General features: G+C 43.2%; 17 protein-coding genes. 8 read left to right on the forward strand and 9 right to left on the reverse strand.

The genetic code is table 11. The features are described 5' to 3' along the window. Nucleotides 1-76 precede the first annotated feature (76 nt). The 7 genes from PYW33_RS09785 (at nt 77) to PYW33_RS09815 (ending at nt 5832) form a co-directional block, all read left to right on the forward strand. On the forward strand, nt 77-607 hold the full coding sequence (locus PYW33_RS09785) for a gamma carbonic anhydrase family protein (protein WP_004646536.1): 531 nt from the start codon (nt 77-79) through the stop codon (nt 605-607). Between the two features lie 68 nt (nt 608-675). Next, on the forward strand, nt 676-1248 hold the full coding sequence (locus PYW33_RS09790; protein ID WP_004646535.1) for a hypothetical protein: 573 nt from the start codon (nt 676-678) through the stop codon (nt 1246-1248). A 41-nt stretch (nt 1249-1289) separates the two neighbouring features. Then, on the forward strand, nt 1290-1775 hold the full coding sequence (locus tag PYW33_RS09795) for an NUDIX hydrolase (protein WP_004646534.1): 486 nt from the start codon (nt 1290-1292) through the stop codon (nt 1773-1775). 4 nt (nt 1776-1779) lie between these two features. Then, the gene (gene mnmA, locus PYW33_RS09800; RefSeq protein WP_004646533.1) at nt 1780-2919 is read left to right on the forward strand and encodes a tRNA 2-thiouridine(34) synthase MnmA; all 1140 of its coding nucleotides are present in this window, start codon (nt 1780-1782) and stop codon (nt 2917-2919) included. A gap of 7 nt (nt 2920-2926) precedes the next feature. Further along, nucleotides 2927-3658 carry a high frequency lysogenization protein HflD gene (gene hflD / locus PYW33_RS09805; protein ID WP_004646532.1) on the forward strand — a complete coding sequence of 244 codons (732 nt, stop codon included), beginning with the start codon at nt 2927-2929 and terminating at the stop codon, nt 3656-3658. Nucleotides 3659-3712: 54 nt separating this feature from the next. Then, nucleotides 3713-5101: an adenylosuccinate lyase gene (gene purB / locus PYW33_RS09810; protein ID WP_004646531.1), complete on the forward strand. Its 1389-nt coding sequence runs from the start codon at nt 3713-3715 to the stop codon at nt 5099-5101. A gap of 89 nt (nt 5102-5190) precedes the next feature. Then, on the forward strand, nt 5191-5832 hold the full coding sequence (locus PYW33_RS09815; protein WP_004646530.1) for a DUF2238 domain-containing protein: 642 nt from the start codon (nt 5191-5193) through the stop codon (nt 5830-5832). 73 nt (nt 5833-5905) lie between these two features. On the opposite strand, the gene PYW33_RS09820 is transcribed toward PYW33_RS09815, so the two are convergent. The 9 genes from PYW33_RS09820 to PYW33_RS09860 all read right to left on the reverse strand — a co-directional run bounded on the left by PYW33_RS09820 (nt 5906) and on the right by PYW33_RS09860 (nt 16036). Next, nucleotides 5906-6145, reverse strand: coding sequence for a hypothetical protein (locus PYW33_RS09820; protein ID WP_004646529.1), 240 nt, complete (start codon nt 6143-6145; stop codon nt 5906-5908). A gap of 57 nt (nt 6146-6202) precedes the next feature. Then, a complete protein-coding gene (locus tag PYW33_RS09825; RefSeq protein ID WP_004279718.1) occupies nt 6203-6634 on the reverse strand; it encodes a hypothetical protein in 432 nt (143 codons plus the stop codon). A 109-nt stretch (nt 6635-6743) separates the two neighbouring features. Beyond that, a complete protein-coding gene (gene sohB / locus PYW33_RS09830) occupies nt 6744-7706 on the reverse strand; it encodes a protease SohB (RefSeq protein WP_004646527.1) in 963 nt (320 codons plus the stop codon). A gap of 151 nt (nt 7707-7857) precedes the next feature. Further along, nucleotides 7858-8772, reverse strand: coding sequence for a phosphate ABC transporter ATP-binding protein PstB (gene pstB / locus PYW33_RS09835; protein ID WP_004279716.1), 915 nt, complete (start codon nt 8770-8772; stop codon nt 7858-7860). A gap of 13 nt (nt 8773-8785) precedes the next feature. Further along, nucleotides 8786-10177, reverse strand: a complete 1392-nt coding sequence (pstA, locus tag PYW33_RS09840; RefSeq protein ID WP_004646526.1) for a phosphate ABC transporter permease PstA — start codon at nt 10175-10177, stop codon at nt 8786-8788. After that, a complete protein-coding gene (gene pstC, locus PYW33_RS09845; RefSeq protein ID WP_004646525.1) occupies nt 10177-11556 on the reverse strand; it encodes a phosphate ABC transporter permease subunit PstC in 1380 nt (459 codons plus the stop codon). Before pstC ends, pstA begins: the two co-directional genes overlap by 1 nt. A gap of 104 nt (nt 11557-11660) precedes the next feature. Further along, complete coding sequence (locus PYW33_RS09850) at nt 11661-12692, reverse strand: substrate-binding domain-containing protein (RefSeq protein WP_004646524.1); 1032 nt, start codon at nt 12690-12692, stop codon at nt 11661-11663. 434 nt (nt 12693-13126) lie between these two features. After that, the gene (locus PYW33_RS09855; RefSeq protein WP_004646523.1) at nt 13127-14659 is read right to left on the reverse strand and encodes a pyridoxal phosphate-dependent decarboxylase family protein; all 1533 of its coding nucleotides are present in this window, start codon (nt 14657-14659) and stop codon (nt 13127-13129) included. A gap of 3 nt (nt 14660-14662) precedes the next feature. Further along, the gene (locus PYW33_RS09860; RefSeq protein WP_004646522.1) at nt 14663-16036 is read right to left on the reverse strand and encodes a diaminobutyrate--2-oxoglutarate transaminase; all 1374 of its coding nucleotides are present in this window, start codon (nt 16034-16036) and stop codon (nt 14663-14665) included. Nucleotides 16037-16511: 475 nt separating this feature from the next. Here PYW33_RS09860 and PYW33_RS09865 point away from each other — a divergent pair, with 475 nt between their 5' ends. Then, nucleotides 16512-17216, forward strand: coding sequence for an SIMPL domain-containing protein (locus tag PYW33_RS09865; protein ID WP_004646521.1), 705 nt, complete (start codon nt 16512-16514; stop codon nt 17214-17216). The last annotated feature ends 129 nt before the right edge of the window (nt 17217-17345 follow it).

Here is a 17345-nt window from a genome sequence, read left to right on the forward strand (position 1 = left end):
AAAGCACTCATTCAGATGGGTGCTTTTTATTTTATACTATGCACATGATCCTTAAACTTTTAATGAGCAGATCACCATGAGCCAAAACATTCGTTCTTATTTAGACACGACTCCAGAAATTGATAAATCGTGTTATATCGATCCGATGGGAATCGTGGTCGGCGATGTGGTCTTGGCTGAAAATGTTTCTGTCTGGCCTTTTGCCGTGATTCGTGGTGATGTTAATTCAATCCGGATTGGTAAAAATTCGAATGTTCAGGATCATGCCATGTTGCATGTCAGTCATAAAAAAGCCGATAAACCGAATGGTTCGCCTTTGATCATTGGTGAAGATGTCACGATTGGCCATCATGTGACATTGCATGGTTGTACGATTGGTAATCGTGTACTAATTGGGATTAACAGCATTATTCTGGATGATGTCATCATTCCGAATGATGTGATGATTGGTGCAGGTACGCTAGTTCCACCGGGTAAAGTTTTGGAAAGTGGCTGGCTCTATGTTGGTAGCCCGGCAAAAAAAGCACGTCCGCTCACTGAAAAAGAAATGGCGTTCTTGCCGTATTCTGCACATAATTATGTAAAAGTTTCTGAGAATTATAAATAACTGTTTTAATTGCCAAATTTTTTGATCGTTAGATACAATAAATTAAATCTATCTCTATATGAATATTTATGTTTAAAGAAATTGAAAAATATGTGGGATTTTATCTACTCACCTACATAATAATTTTATTCATATGTGGATTTTTTCAGTACATAGCAGTGTGTCAAGGACAATCTTTATCTTGTAGCTTCAGTATGACTGGAATTAACACAATTATTACAACCACTGCTTATGTAATAACACCTATAGTTGCCATCATTGGTTTTATTTCTTGGAAGGTACAATATAACATTCAACTCGATAAAAATGATCTCAGAAATGCTTTAGAGGCTGCCGTCATACTCAAGGAAAATATAAATTATTTTGAAGTACATTTAAATAACTTATATTTACAAATACAAGAAGTACCCGTAAAAAACTTCGAAACACTTATTTCACATTATGATGAAAATAAAGTTGAAATTAGACAAAAAAGACGTGAACTTTCCCTGAATACAATCAAATATTACTCATGTCTAGAAATATGCCAACATCCAATTCCTGAAAGTCAAATTGACTTTCTATATAATCATAACAATGAATTTGAAGGAAAGTTTAAAACTATAGTTTTCGGAAAATTTCATCATAGCCACACACCCTAAAATTTTATACAATAGTGCATCCTTTTCCATGGTGCTGCTTTATGACCGCTTGGACTGCTCATGTCACTGTCGCAACTGTCGTTGAAAAAGACGGAAAATTCCTGTTTGTAGAAGAACATACAGAAGGTGTGACACACACGGTATTTAATCAGCCAGCAGGTCATGTTGAATGCGGTGAAACCATTATTGAAGCCGCAATTCGTGAAACCATGGAAGAAACAGGTCATAGGGTGGAAGTAAAACACTTATTAGGTATATATACCTATACTCCACCGATGTTCCCGGATCGTACTTATTACCGTTTCTGTTTCTTGGCCAAATCCATTGACTATGACCCAAATGCCACTTTAGATACAGATATTATCGGCGCAGTCTGGATGACGCTTGATGAACTGATTGAATCTGCTCGCGCGCGTAGTCCATTGGTGATTAAAGCCGTGCAAGATGCGCTTTCAGGTCAAAAATATCCTTTATCGCTCATTTACGAGCACCAAAATTCTCCCTTAATTTCAAATTTGGATGCCTAATCCTATGCAACAACGTGTCATCGTCGGTATGTCAGGTGGTGTAGATTCATCTGTTTCTGCTGCCCTTTTACTTCAACAAGGTTATCAGGTTGAAGGTCTTTTCATGAAAAACTGGGAAGAAGATGACGGCACAGAATATTGCACGGCGATGGATGACCTTGCCGATGCACAAGCCGTTTGCGACAAAATCGGGATTAAACTGCATACCGCAAACTTTGCCATGGAATATTGGGATCGCGTATTCGAGCATTTCCTGGCGGAATATGCGGCTGGCCGTACGCCAAACCCAGACATTTTATGTAATAAAGAAATTAAATTCCGTGCCTTCTTAGATCACGCGATTAACTTGGGTGCAGACTTTATTGCCACAGGCCATTACTGCCGTCGTGGTGAAACCATGACCAACTCACGTGGTGAAGAATATGCACCTTTATTGCGTGGTGTGGACAATAACAAAGACCAGACTTATTTCCTGCATGCTGTCCATGGTCGTGAAATTAATAAGACCCTGTTCCCTGTTGGTGAAATTGAAAAGCCACAAGTCCGTAAAATTGCAGAAGAATTAGATCTGGTTACTGCCAAGAAAAAAGACTCGACCGGGATCTGTTTCATTGGTGAACGTCGTTTTAATGACTTCTTGAAGCAATATTTACCCGCTCAACCCGGAAAAATCGTGCTGGAAGACGGTAAAGAGGTTGGTGATCATCACGGCTTAATGTACTATACGCTCGGTCAACGCGGTGGTATTGGTATTGGCGGTATGAAGGGCGTTGCTGAAGGTGCCTGGTTCGTATTGCATAAAGATATCGAAGGCAATCGTCTGGTGGTCGGTCAAGGCCATGAACACCCACTCATGCAAAGTACTACACTTTGGAGTGAAGCGATTGACTGGGTCGCAGGTGAGCAGGATATTCCTGAAACAGGCTTCCGCTGTACGGCCAAAACCCGTTACCGTCAGACTGATCAAGCATGTACTGTGTATCAAGATTCAGAATCACCGAATGGTGTTCGTGTTGAGTTTGATGAACCTCAACGTGCAGTGACCCCGGGTCAAAGCGTGGTGTTCTATTCAGGTGAAGTTTGTTTAGGGGGTGGTGTGATTCATCATACCAATGCACCTAAACCTGATTTTATAAAAGGATGAATTCGGCATGACGGAGTTACCATTTCAACCAGCCACAACGTTGAATACTCGTCAAAATCGTGCTTTGGCATTAGCGGGTGTGTTTCAGGCCACCCAGCTGACCCATATGACAGCATTGACAGGTCAGCAAAGCATTGGTGAAAGTGGTAACTTTTATTTTGAACAGTTGATTAGAGCCAGTCTTAATATCCGTCCCGGCAGTAATCAAAATGCCCAGACCCTAGACTTTTTTAATCAACTGGCTGATATTTCCTTAGGTTTAAAAACATTAGAAAGCAGCATTATTCAACCCTTCAATACTTCTCCAAAATCCAGAATTCCAAAATTTTCCAGCACCAAACTTCCCATGAGCTATGCAATGGCACTTCTTCAGTTAGAAAAGAAGGTCTATAGCAATCCCAAATTTGTTGAAATTATTGAACAGTCCCAACAGAAAATTCTCAGACAGCTTTCTTTCTTTGATAATAATTACCTGCACCCCAGCATCATTGCCAATCTCGCTCAAACCTATGTCGATACGGCCGGACAGATTAATCCGCGCATTATGGTACGTGGTAATGCTGAAGCCTTTAAAGATGCCGGACACACCAACCGTATTCGTGCGTCCTTATTTACCGGTTTGCAAATGGCGCACTTGTGGCGTCAGCTCGGTGGCAGCTCTTGGGGCATGGTATTTGGCAAGCGCAAGTTGCTACAAGATATTCAGAATCTAGCGCGTTTACAGTTTCAGGTGGTTTAACTGATGCTGCACGTGTTTCGTTTTACGTTTAATTCCAAAATCTAAGGAATCGATATGAACGCTTTAACTGCACTTTCTCCATTAGATGGACGTTACGCGAGCAAATGTGATGCTCTACGTCCTTTTCTTTCTGAGTTTGGTTTAATCCATGCTCGTGTGACTGTTGAAGTGCGTTGGTTACAAGCGCTTGCAAACCACCCGGAAATTACTGAAGTACCGGCGTTTTCAGGCGAAACTAATGCAGCGCTTGATGCGATTGTGAGCGATTTTTCTGAAGATGATGCCAATCGCATCAAAGAGATCGAACGCACCACTAACCACGACGTTAAAGCGGTTGAGTATTTCCTGAAAGAAAAAATCGCTGGTATCGAAGAACTTAAAAATGCCGGTGAATTCATTCACTTTGCATGTACGTCTGAAGATATTAACAACCTGTCACATGCCTTGATGCTGAAAAGCGGTCGTGATGTACTGGTTGCATCTATGCAGCAAATCATCGATTCAATCGTTGCGCTTTCTGAAAAGCATGCAGACCAGCCAATGTTGTCTCGTACTCATGGTCAAACTGCAAGCCCGACAACTTTGGGTAAAGAAATGGCGAACGTGGCTTACCGCCTCGCACGCCAAATCAAACAGTTCAAAAATGTTGAGCTACTGGGCAAAATCAATGGTGCAGTAGGTAACTACAATGCGCACTACTCTGCTTACCCAGACATCAACTGGCCTGCGCACTCACAAGCATTTGTAGAGTCTTTGGGTCTAGACTTCAACCCGTACACCACTCAAATCGAGCCACATGACTATATGGCTGAACTGTTTGATGCGCTACGTCGTTTCAACACTATTCTGATCGATTTTAACCGTGACATTTGGGGCTATATCTCTCTTGGTTTCTTCAAGCAAAAACTAAAAGAAGGCGAAGTTGGTTCTTCAACCATGCCACACAAAGTTAACCCAATTGACTTTGAAAACTCTGAAGGTAACTTGGGTATTGCCAATGCTGTACTTGCACACCTTGGCGAAAAACTGCCTATTTCTCGCTGGCAGCGTGACCTGACTGACTCTACGGTGCTTCGTAACATGGGTGTTGGTTTTGCGCAAAGCTTAATTGCTTTTGAAGCTTGCTCTAAAGGTATTGGTAAACTGGAATTGAATGCTGCGCGTATCAATGAAGATTTGGATAATGCCCAAGAAGTATTGGCTGAACCAATTCAAACTGTAATGCGTCGTTACAACGTTGAAAAACCATACGAAAAACTAAAAGCCCTGACTCGTGGTCAAGCCATGACTCGCGACATGATGGTAGATTTCGTAAACGGTAACGAGTTAGAAGCTGTTCCTGCTGCTGACCGTGCGCGTTTAGCGGAAATGACACCTGCATCATATACAGGTAATGCTGCTGATCAAGCTAAACAGGTAGCTGAGCTGATTGCAAAAATCTAATTTGCAATAAGACGAAAAGGCGAAGCTCAGGCTTCGCCTTTTTATTTATAATGTATTTTATTTTAAAAAAGATATTTCATAATAACGACATGATTGAACATCGACTTTCTGCCAAACATTACGCGAGCCTGGGCATTTTAATTCTGGCGAGTTTGCTTGCCAGTATTCGTCCTTTAGAACTGGAAGCTTATCTCTTGCATCAAGCAGGCACAGTTTTCATGATCATCATGCTGCTCATCTGCCTGTATAAAATCGGGCTGAATTTTTTAAATTTTAATTTATATATTCTTTTTCTGATTGTTCATGTGATTGCTGCGCACTATCTGTATTCTTATGTGCCCTATAACCAGTGGATCGAACAGATTTTTGGCTTTAATCTGAATGAAGCCATGCACTGGTCACGCAATATGTTCGACCGATTTGTCCATCTGGCCTACGGATTATTACTTTATCCAGTTTTCCATCGCCTGTTTCAGGTCTGGTTGCCGCAGCAAAAACCCGTGGTCATTTTCCTACTGGTGATTCAGTTTGTGGTGGCCAGCAGCATGCTCTATGAATGGCTGGAATGGCTGATTGCCATTGGTTTATCTCCTGAGGAAGCGGAAAACTATAATGGACAACAAGGTGATATGTGGGATGCACACAAAGACATCTTGCTTGCTACGATTGGCGCGGCGATAACAGGCGGGCTGCAATTGATACCGAAAAATCAAAAAAGCTCATCGAAGTGAGCTTTTAAAATCACAATCTAATAGCTGAATTAAAGTTTTGGATCACGCATTTAATTACATTCATATTTTTCAATTATGAATGTGGGCAATATCGCATCCAATCATCTTTCATTTTTTGCAGTTCATTCCCCGTCAACATCTCACTGTAATAAATGAAATAGGTTGCATCAGGATATTGAATCTCATGACGGAACATCATGCCACGCAGTGACACAGATAACTCCTCAGGAAAATCATCCTCTAAATAAAGTTCTTCAAATTCATAATTAAAATAACAATTTTGCGTCGCAAGAAATGCTTCAGCTATAGCCATGTTTCTGCTCTAACAATGAAATATGCTTTATATTATCTGATTAGTTTCAATGATGGTTTACATTTCATTCGGTTCAATCCATTGAACAAACTTAGATTCTGACAAATGTGGATATTTGAACTTATCTAGATATTCAAAACAGGCCTTTTGGCCTTGAGGAATTTTATCCAGATGCTTATCGAAAAATAAATGCCGACTATATTGAGCGCCATCAAAGCGAATACTCACACGTTCAAATTCATTACCACCTCGAACTTTATGCATCTGATAAAACTGCACAACACCACATTCCTTCGATGGAATAACAGGTGGATCATTGGGCTTTAGAAAGCTATACAGCAGAAAGATACAAACGCCGGGTAGAAAACTCAGCCAAAACAAAACCTTCTTAGAATTATCCTGAGTTAATTTTGCTTCAGAATAAAGCATACATAACATCGGAATAAATACGATACTAAAAAAACCAAGCAACAAAATAAACGTGAGCATATGAGCCTAGACTCAATCAGAGTACTCCACTTATATCATAACAATATGATTTCAAAAAATAAAAAAGCTCACCGAAGTGAGCTTTAAAATTCATTCAAGATCAACTGAATTAAAGTTTTGGATCACGCATTTGTACCAAGTTTGCATTGGCTTTGCTTAAGCTTTCCATGACTTTATTCATGACAGTGGGTACCAGTGAATCAGCAATTTGCGCTGCTTGCAGGCCCAGCTTTTCACCCAAAGTTGGTTTCTTGCGGGTCTGGATGGAATAGATATCATGTTGGGGCAACAAGTTGAGCAGGTATTCATCTGAGGTTTGCAGTTTATCCACCAGATTTAGATCTAGCGCATCCCGACCATACCAATGCTCACCAGTGGCCACTTTTTCAATATTCAGCTGTGGGCGATACTTTTCAACGAAATGTTTGAATAAAGCATGTGTTTGCTGTAATTCTTCTTCAAACTTGGCCTTACCCTCTTCGGTATTTTCACCAAACATAGTCACGGTACGTTTGTACTGTCCTGCGGTATAGAGTTCAAAGTCGATTTTATTGTCTTTCAGCAGGCGGTTAAAGTTGGGGACTTGAGCAACCACACCAATTGAACCGACAATCGCGAATGGTGCAGAAATAATTTCATTGGCGATACACGCCATCATATAACCGCCACTGGCCGCCACTTTATCGACACAGATGGTCAGATGAAAACCTGCCTCGCGTAAACGTACCAGTTGAGCTGCTGCAAGTCCATAACCATGAACCATGCCGCCCGGACTTTCCAGACGCACTACCACACGGTCACGACCGGCTTTGGCTGTGGCCAGAATCAAGGTAATTTCTTCACGCAAGCCTTCTACCGCAGAAGCCGCCATATCGCCTTTAAAATCGAGTACATAGATTTTTTGATTGGTTTTCTTACGCGCACGCGCTTCTTTTGACAGTTGTTGTGATAACTGTAAAAGTTCCAGTTTAGAGCCAGTAGTTTGCGCTATTTTTTTTCGTTGTTCATTGATACGCGCATTGAGATGACTAATACGGATTTCAGCGGACAGTTTCGGAGTATGAAATAACATAAAAAATCTATTCTCTATTTAATTCGGATTTATTCCTTTAGATTAGGTCAATTTCGGTTTTTTTCAACTTTATTTCGAGAATTATTACGATTATCACCATCTATTTCACCTATAAAAAAAGAGCCTTGCGGCTCTTATTCTAGATATGGGATTAACCGAAACGCCCGGTAATATAGGCTTCAGTCAACTGATGATCTGGCTGGGTAAAGACTTTTTCGGTCGAGTTGACTTCAATCAGATCCCCCAAATGGAAATACGCAGTACGATCCGATACACGTGCTGCCTGTTGCATAGAGTGCGTTACGATCGCGATGGTATATTGCGTAGATAGCTCAGAAATCAGCTCTTCCACTTTGGCGGTTGCAATGGGATCAAGTGCCGAACACGGTTCATCCATCAAAATGACTTCTGGACTGACTGCAATCGTACGCGCGATACACAGACGTTGCTGCTGACCACCTGACAAACCTGTTCCCGGCTGGTTCAAACGATCTTTCACTTCTTCCCACAGACCGGCTTTGCGCAAGCTGCCTTCGACAATTTCTTCAAGATCGTACTTGTCACGCGCCAAACCATGCAGTTTTGGGCCATAGGAGACATTATCGAAGATTGATTTTGGAAATGGGTTCGGCTTCTGGAACACCATACCAACCTGTGCACGTAGCAAGACCACATCTAGGTTTGGATCATAGATATCCTGATTGTCCAGCATGACTTTACCGGTCACACGGCAGCTATCAATGGTATCGTTCATGCGGTTTAAGGTACGCAGAAAGGTCGATTTACCACAGCCTGATGGCCCAATAAAAGCAATCACTTCATTTTCATAAATGTTCAGGTCAATGCCTTTAATCGCTTCCGCTTCACCATAGTACACATGCACATCAGAAGTACTAAGTTTCACATTCGTCGACTTCGCATCTTTTTTGCTGCTGCTTTGCGTATCGAACTGGGAAACAAACGGAGTTGCCGGCTTTTGAGTCGCCTCATCCGAGGTGAATTGTGTCTGTTGTGGATTCACGATTTGATCCTTTTTTAAGGAATTTTGAATAACAGTTGTGTTCATGATTCTGCCCCTATTACCAACGGACTTCAAATTTCTTACGTAACCAGATGGCCAGACTGTTCAAGCTGATCATCATGGCCAGAAGTACAATAATTGCTGCTGCGGTACGCCCTTCAAAGAAGTTACGTAATTCATTGCCTTGCCATAAGAAAATCTGCACCGGTAAAGCCGTTGACTGATCAAATGGTGTGGCTGGAACGCTAGCAACAAAAGCACTCATCCCGATTAATAACAATGGTGCAGTTTCACCCAAAGCCTGTGCGACCCCAATGATTGCGCCCGTCAAAATACCCGGCAAAGCCAAAGGCAAGACGTGATGAAATACTGTCTGGATGCGGGAAGCACCGAGGCCCAAAGCTGCCTGACGAATCGAAGGTGGAACCGCTTTAAGTGATGCGCGTGTGGTGATGATCACCGTTGGTAAGGTCATCAGACTCAGTACCAGACCACCCACCAATGGGGCTGACAGTGGCAAATGCATCCAGCCAATGAAGATCGCTGCACCCAATAGACCGAAGACAATCGATGGTACGGCTGCCAGGTTGTTGATATTGACTTCGACCACATCGGTAATCCAGTTTTTCGGAGCAAATTCTTCCAGGTAGATCGCGGAGGCCACCCCGATTGGAATCGAGATAAAGATCACAATCATCATCATGAACAGCGAGCCCATGAAGGCACCTGCCAAGCCAGAAGTTGCTGGTGAGCTGCGCGAGTCAGGACTGGTGAAAATATTGGTATTGAAACTGTTTTCAATCACACCAGAGGCTTTCATCTCGTCCGCCACTTGGCGTACTTCAGGACTGAGCTGCTGCTGTTCATCTGGAAGATCACGGTCAATATTTCCCGCTAGCCAGACATCGACATTGGCATCCGCCAGAATTTTCACTTCCTTGCTTTGACCGACCAGACTTGGATCATTCATGACCATGTCTCGCAAGCGGTACGCCTCAGAACTGGTATATAAAGAACCCAGTTCATCACGCTGGCTTTCCAGCTTGCTGTCTTTGGCGATCATGCCGTTGATAATCAACGCATCCCAATCCACCATTCCGACTTCGGTCTGCCACGCGATAAAGCGATCTTCAAACTGTGCTGGAGATTCTCCTGCTGCTGGCTTCGGTTTTGGACCAATATCCACAATGGCTGGATCGAAATGAATCGGCAAACTCATGCTGCTTTGCCAGAATGCAGGCAAACCTTTGGATAAAATACTCCCGAACAGCAATACCACAAAGAACAGACCTGCCAGTACCGCAGAGAAACCAAATAAACGGAAGGTTTTTTCTTTACGATGACGTCGTGCCAAAGAGCTTTGAATGGTCTTCTTACGCTTTTTACGCAGCTCGGCGGCGATGGATGGATCAATACGCTGATCCACAGGCGTTGTATTTGAAGTACTCATTAGTCGTATTGCTCACGATATTTACGCACGATGATCAGTGCAACAATGTTCAAACCTAAGGTAATGACGAATAGCGTCAATCCTAGTGCAAAAGCCACCAATGCTTGCGGACTAGCAAAATCAGTATCGCCAGTTAACTGATTCACGATGGTAATCGTGACCGTAGATACGGCTTCAAGCGGATTGGCATGCAACTGCGGGCTGTTCCCGGCTGCAAGAACCACGATCATGGTTTCACCAATTGCACGTGACGCTGCCAACAGGAATGCACCGATAATACCCGGCAAGGCTGCCGGTAAAACCACCTGACGGATCGTTTCAGATTTAGTCGCACCCAATCCCAAAGAACCATCACGTAAGGCACGCGGCACCTGAGTGATGATGTCGTCTGACAAAGAAGACACGAACGGGATAATCATGATGCCCATCACCAGACCGGCAGTCAGCGCACTGGTCGCATTAATTTCGAGTCCGACCAGGGCACCCATGCTTTTAAGGAATGGACCGATGATCATCAAGGCAAAGACACCATAGACAATCGTAGGAATACCCGCCAACACTTCAATTGTAGGTTTTGCCCAAGAGCGGAATCGCGGTGAAGCGTATTCTGCCAGATAGATCGCAATCATCAGGCCTACTGGAACCGCGACCAGAAGCGCGATCCCGCTGACCATGAGCGTGCCCCAGAGCAGTGGCAATAAACCATAACTGCCTTCAGCACTGCCAGAGGTGCTAAACCCTGGGTTCCATTGGGTACCAAAGAAGAAATCCAGTGGGCTAACGAAGCTGAAGAAATGCATCGCCTCGCCAAACATCGACATCACAATCCCGAGAGTGGTCAGAATCGCCACACCTGAACACAATGCCAGGCCGATATTAATCATTTTTTCGACTTGGTTACGCGCACGGAATTCTTGGCTAATATGTTTCTTGGCCCAGACCAGACCAGCCAGCGCCGCCGAAATCACGACTGCCAATTTGGCAAAGGTACCAATGGTCGAGAATTTCGCCAACTGTTCCGCAGCTGCAACTTCATAGGCTGCCGGTGTATCACTGACCCCGAAACCTGAGGCAAGTGCCTGAACGCGATCAATCACAACGCTCAAACTTGCCGGATCCAGACTGGCCGAAACATTTTCTGGCAAATGGTTGAGTACCACCTGCTCCAGAAAAGTGGGTTCCACCATATTCCAAACAATCAAAATTAAAAACGCAGGGATACCACACCATAGTGCAACCAGGGCACCATAATATCCGGGACGCGAGTGTAAGTTTGCAGAATTGCTTCCCTTACCTGCTAAGCTACGGCTTTTACTTAATCCGATTTGATAGGCTATGGCCATGATGGCCAATAACACACCTATAAGTAGCAGATTCATGTATTCTCCACTGTTTTTTCAATTTTCATGGTTTGAAAAAACTTGTTTATCGCAAAAAGCCGATGGTAGGTTGACCCTACCACCAGCGTTTTCAAAATCATTTATTACTTCACAACAACCGCTTTACCAGCCTTGAAATTTGCCAGGACTGCTGTACGTTCTTTATCAGACATTGAAATCAGACCTGCTTTTTCCAGCTTAGAGCCTTTGCCAGATACTTTCTTGTTCAGGAAGTATTCTGTGAACTGCGGTAAGCCTTTGATCGATTTCAAGTGCTCGCCTTTTACGTAGAAGAACAATGGGCGTGATACCGGATAAGCACCATTCAAGATGGTCTTTTCAGAAGGCGCTACATTGTTCACCGTAGCAACACGTAGACGGTCACGGTTCTGGTCATAGAAACCTAGGCCAAACACACCTACCGCACTTGGAGAAGTTTTTAAACGTGCTAATGTTTCGGTATAGTCACCGGCAATCTCAACCACACGGCCATCTTTACGGAATGTTGTACAAGCTTTTTTCTTAGCATCTTTGTCTAGAGACTTAATTGCAGCATACGTTTCACAACCTGCATCCACCATTTTCTCCTGGAAGACTTCGCGCGTACCATGATTCGACGCAGGAATTACCAGGGTGATAGGTTCATTCGGAAGTGCTTTGTCAATTTGGTTCCAACGCGTGTACGGGTTAGCGACCATTTTTCCATTTGATGGAAGTTGTGCAGCAAGTGCAGCGAAGACATGTTGTGGACGCAATTTATAAGCCGCTTTGTTAGCATTCGATGCAAATACAATACCGTCATAACCAATTTTGATTTCTAGGACTTGGTTAACGCCATTCTTTTTACATTCTGCCAACTCTGTAGATTTAATTTGACGCGAAGAGTTTGCGATATCAATCGTATTATCACCCACGCCATTACAGAACTGTTTTAAACCACCTGAAGAACCGCCAGAACCGACAACTGGTGTTTTAAACTGTGGAAAAGTATTACCGAATTCTTCTGCCACGATACTGGCATATGGAAGTACAGTTGAAGAACCTGCAATTTGGATGGTGTCACGTGCTGCGTGTGCAGTCGTTACAGCAGTTGCCCCGGTTACTGCTAATGCTAAAGCTATATTTGTAAAGCGCATTCTAGTATCTCTCTCATTTATGCAAATTTGGAGTACACCACTTTTTATTCAGTTTTGTACTTCTTTCGATACCTGCATTTTGATTTTAGAATATGACAGATAAGTTACAGCTTTATTACGATTTAGTGATTTTTAATCTAGCGGCTTTTTCTTGATTAAATTTGTATGGATTTCAATGATTAAGTTCTTTATGTCATTCACTTCAATAAAAAATTTTAGACCAATGACATGTAACAATTTTTATAAACCTGAACTCAGGATAAATCCTGCTCCCCAGTTTTACATAAGCCTATGACAAATAAATAACAGGCCAAACGGGATTCAGACCTTCCGTGTTTTTGTGAGGAATTTCGATCTGGGAAAGGACCTTTTTTTATTTTTAAGCGCACAAAAAAGGAGATCATTTCGATCTCCTTTTTTCACACCACCATCACTTATGCAATGGGTGGCGTATAAGTACCGTCAGCGATTGAATCTTTGATACGATCCGCTTCTGCAAGCACTAGCGCCAGCAAGTTCTTCACGTTATCAAGTGTTGCAACTGGGCTTAAAGTGGTCATTTTCAGAGACTGAACCTGACCAACTTTCGTTACACCAATGTTCGCTTCACCACGTGCAAACAGTTCGTCTGCTACGTTTTGGTTAAGCGTATCGAGTAATTCAACCGGATAACCCGCTGGAACCACACGGAACAGTACAGAGGCAAATTGAGGCTCAAGCAGAAGCTCTAAACCGTCAGTTGCTTTAATGTAGTCTGCCACATCACGTGTTAAGCCTACACCATGATCGATCATCGAACCATAAAGCTCTTCACCTAATGCTTCTACAGTCATCCACAATTTCAATGCATCAAAACGACGCGTCGTTTGTAGTGACTTCGATACCAGGTTAGGAACGCCATGCTCTTCATCATAAGCGGAGTTCAGATACTCTGCTTCATAATGCATGAAACGGTAATTCGCTTCATCTTTCAGCAGGAACGCGCCACAAGAAATGGTTTGGAAATAATGCTTATGGAAATCAAGCGTGATCGAATCCGACAGCTCAATCCCGTCCAGCATAGAACGATAGTCATTGGATAGAATCAGTGCACCACCCCATGCCGCATCGATGTGCATCCACGCGCCATATTTATTGGTGATTTCACGAATTGCTTTCAATGGATCAATCGCGCCAGCATCCGTTGTACCCGCAGTCGCTACCACACATGCCACTATCTTGCCTTCAGACTGAAGGTGCGTCATGGTTTTTTCCAGCGCGTCTACGTCCATCTGTGCATTTTCATTCACAGGAACAGTGACCACTGACTGGAAGCCCATGCCCATCATCGCCATGTTCTTTTGCACAGAGAAATGTGCATTTTCAGAACAGATGACTTTGACATTATGCATCGCATCCGCAGGAATACCATCGCGCTGAACCGACCACGGATTACCGTTTTCGTCTTTCCAGTTTTTCGCAATGCAAGCATCACGCGCCAGCAATACGCCCATCAAGTTAGACTGTGTCCCACCAGAAGTGAATACACCGGCCTGACCTGCACCATAGCCCACTTTTTGACGTAACCAGTCAATTAACTGAACTTCCATCAATGAACCGGCCGGGCTTTGATCCCATGAGTCCATTGACTGGTTAGTTGCGTTAATCAGCACTTCCGCGATCTGGCTAGTCACCATCGTTGGACAGTGAAGATGCGCAAGTGAATGTGGATGATGTACTTTTAAGCTCTTGTTGAGGAATAGCTCAACCATACGCTCAAGAGATTTTTCTACACCCAAACCTTCTTTTGAAGGATTAAATGCAATCGCACTGCGTAGCTCGTTAATGCTGCCGCCAGTGTACATTTTGTCGTTTTGCAACCATGCCGCAACCGCTTTGGTCGCTTGGTCCATGCCAGCCTGATAGTCAGCAATGGATGCAGCATCATTGCAGAGTAACGCTTTACGATGTTCTGCGAAATCTACCATGAATTATGCGCCTCGAACTGCAACTAGTGCTTCAGCAACCGATTTTTTGAAACGAGCAATCACTTCAACACATTCGTCTTGAGTAATGATCAACGGGCAAAGTAAACGAATCACTGTACCGTTACGACCACCTTTCTCAAGCAATAATTTATTGTTGAAACAAGCGGTTTGGATCGCTGCAGCCAACTGACCATCAGCAGGTAAAGAACCCATATGATCCGCATCTTTGCGCTCATCTACGATTTCAACGCCGATCATCAGACCACGGCCACGCACGTTACCGATACACGGGAATTCAGTAGCCAGTTTTTTAAGTTCAGCTTGCAGGAAATCACCACGCTCTTGTGCATTTTGAGCCAGGTTCTGTTCTTTAATGGTATTGATCGTTGCAAGACCTGTACCCATCGCCAATTGGTTACCACGGAAAGTACCGGTATGACCTGCTGGCTGCCAAGCATCAAACTTACGTTTAATACCAAGTACGGCAAGCGGTAAGCTACCACCTACGGCTTTAGACATCACTACAACATCAGGTTCGATACCTGCGTGTTCGAATGCAAACATTTTGCCTGAACGTGCAAAACCAGCCTGAACTTCATCAAGAATCAATACGATGTTGTGTTTTTCAGTCACTTCACGGATTTTTTGCAACCATTTTACTGGCGCCGTTACCACACCGCCTTCACCTTGAATCGCTTCAAGAATTACAGCTGCAGGTTTGGTCACACCACTTTCGACATCTTCAATGAAGTTTTCAAAGAAATAAGTTAAAGCATCAACACCGGCTTCACCACCAAGACCCAATGGGCAACGGTATTCATGCGGATACGGCATGAACTGTACACCCGGCATCAAACCGTTCACTGCATTTTTCGCAGATAGGTTACCTGTCATTGCCAATGCACCGTGGGTCATACCGTGGTAGCCGCCAGAAAAGCTGATCACTGAGCTACGACCAGTAAAGGTTTTTGCCAGTTTAATCGCGGCTTCGGTTGCATCTGCACCCGATGGACCACAGAACTGCAAGCAGTATTCTTCTTGGCCACCTGGAAGATAAGAAAGAAGTGCTTCAGTAAAAGCATCTTTTAAAGGAGTAGTAAGATCCAACGTATGCAATGGTAAACCGCTTGCAATCGTATCTTGGATACTTTGAATGACTGCAGGATGATTATGGCCTAAAGCCAACGTCCCTGCCCCAGCTAAACAATCAAGGTACTCAGTACCTTCAACATCGGTAACCCAGCAACCTTGTGCTTTCGCTATCGCTAACGGTAATTTACGTGGATAACTACGCACATTCGATTCCATCTGACTTTGGCGAGTCAAGTAGTATTCGTTTGTGGAATTGGTGGCAGGGTTTACAGAAGTAACGCTCATATCGAATTACCATCTCTGATATGGGTGAAAGAAATAAGTCTGGTGACGTTTGGTCCTTTGACTCGGCGCTTTATAAAGGTTCTAGCTAGCAGTTTTGTATTCGAATAACTAGGAGGCGGATGATACCGAATTTTTCAGGAAAATAAACAACTTTCAGTCACATTTTGTCCTAATCTTTATCGAAAAAAAACATCATGCTAATCCATCCCCTAAATCATCATCTTACAGTGTGACAGCAGAAAGAAAAGCGTGTTCTTTTATGCTTTTTTGTAGCGCAGGCGACATTCCGGTAATCAATCTTAAAATTATTCATTAAGTATTTAATTATTAAAAATAAATATAAATTAAATAATGAGATAAAATTAAAGAGAATTTAACACTCTTACGACAAATATTTCGTAAAAAGATCACAATTGAGATTTAATATTTTAACAACGGCTTAGATGGCCAATTTTAAGAAAAACAGGACAATTTCATGCGTCTCTTAGCACTTACCAGTTTGATCCTTGCCAGCACCCTCGCCACAGGCGCATTTGCAGCTCCTGCTGAATCTCTGAATTATAATGTTGTTAATCTTTCAGCAGAGGCTAGCCGTGAAATCTCAAATGATGAAATGCATGCTGTGCTTTATATTGAAAAATCCAACAAACAGCCGGCTGAACTAGCCACTCAAATTAACCAGCTGATGAATCAGGCGATCGCCACAGCACGCAAATATCCTACTGTGAAAATCGAGACGGGCGCACAAAGCACTTATCCTATTTATGACAATGACAACCGTAAATTGAAAGAATGGCGTGGTCGTGCCCAGATTCGTCTGGAATCGAAAGATTTTAAAGCAACGTCTCAACTGATTGCCGAATTACAACAGCACTTCCAGACCCAGTCGATTAACTTTAAAGTATCAGATGAAAAGCGTAAAAAAGTTGAAAGCGAGCTGATGATTGAAGCCACCAAAAACTTCCAGCAACGCGCACAGGCACTCACCCAGACCTGGAACAAACCGAGTTATCAACTGGTGAACTTAAACCTGAATACTAACAATTATTCACCACAGCCAGTACCGCGTATGGCCATGATGAAATCTGCATCGGCTGATATGGCGGTTCCTGAGCAGGAAGTTGCGGCGGGTGAATCGCAAATGACGGTCAGCGCGAATGGGGCTATTCAGTTTAAATAAGACTTCATTATATTATTCGGACTTTTAAGAACCACTCTTTTGAGTGGTTTTTTATCATGTGAATATTCTTTAAAAAGCGAGGCTACAAATTCATACAAACTCAGGTAGGAATTGAGGTTTGACCGGTTT

This window comes from Acinetobacter lwoffii (assembly GCF_029024105.1).
Classification (GTDB): Bacteria; Pseudomonadota; Gammaproteobacteria; order Pseudomonadales; family Moraxellaceae; genus Acinetobacter; species Acinetobacter lwoffii.

Coding starts and splice junctions, on each gene's coding strand:
- pstB (WP_004279716.1), bottom strand. CDS start 8,772: ATGAACACAACTGTTATTCAAAATTCCTTAAAAAAGGATCAAATCGTG.
- PYW33_RS09785 (WP_004646536.1), top strand. CDS start 77: ATGAGCCAAAACATTCGTTCTTATTTAGACACGACTCCAGAAATTGAT.
- pstA (WP_004646526.1), bottom strand. CDS start 10,177: ATGAGTACTTCAAATACAACGCCTGTGGATCAGCGTATTGATCCATCC.
- PYW33_RS09790 (WP_004646535.1), top strand. CDS start 676: ATGTTTAAAGAAATTGAAAAATATGTGGGATTTTATCTACTCACCTAC.
- hflD (WP_004646532.1), top strand. CDS start 2,927: ATGACGGAGTTACCATTTCAACCAGCCACAACGTTGAATACTCGTCAA.
- PYW33_RS09825 (WP_004279718.1), bottom strand. CDS start 6,634: ATGCTCACGTTTATTTTGTTGCTTGGTTTTTTTAGTATCGTATTTATT.
- PYW33_RS09795 (WP_004646534.1), top strand. CDS start 1,290: ATGACCGCTTGGACTGCTCATGTCACTGTCGCAACTGTCGTTGAAAAA.
- PYW33_RS09820 (WP_004646529.1), bottom strand. CDS start 6,145: ATGGCTATAGCTGAAGCATTTCTTGCGACGCAAAATTGTTATTTTAAT.
- PYW33_RS09855 (WP_004646523.1), bottom strand. CDS start 14,659: ATGGTAGATTTCGCAGAACATCGTAAAGCGTTACTCTGCAATGATGCT.
- pstC (WP_004646525.1), bottom strand. CDS start 11,556: ATGAATCTGCTACTTATAGGTGTGTTATTGGCCATCATGGCCATAGCC.
- sohB (WP_004646527.1), bottom strand. CDS start 7,706: ATGTTATTTCATACTCCGAAACTGTCCGCTGAAATCCGTATTAGTCAT.
- mnmA (WP_004646533.1), top strand. CDS start 1,780: ATGCAACAACGTGTCATCGTCGGTATGTCAGGTGGTGTAGATTCATCT.
- PYW33_RS09860 (WP_004646522.1), bottom strand. CDS start 16,036: ATGAGCGTTACTTCTGTAAACCCTGCCACCAATTCCACAAACGAATAC.
- purB (WP_004646531.1), top strand. CDS start 3,713: ATGAACGCTTTAACTGCACTTTCTCCATTAGATGGACGTTACGCGAGC.
- PYW33_RS09865 (WP_004646521.1), top strand. CDS start 16,512: ATGCGTCTCTTAGCACTTACCAGTTTGATCCTTGCCAGCACCCTCGCC.
- PYW33_RS09815 (WP_004646530.1), top strand. CDS start 5,191: ATGATTGAACATCGACTTTCTGCCAAACATTACGCGAGCCTGGGCATT.
- PYW33_RS09850 (WP_004646524.1), bottom strand. CDS start 12,692: ATGCGCTTTACAAATATAGCTTTAGCATTAGCAGTAACCGGGGCAACT.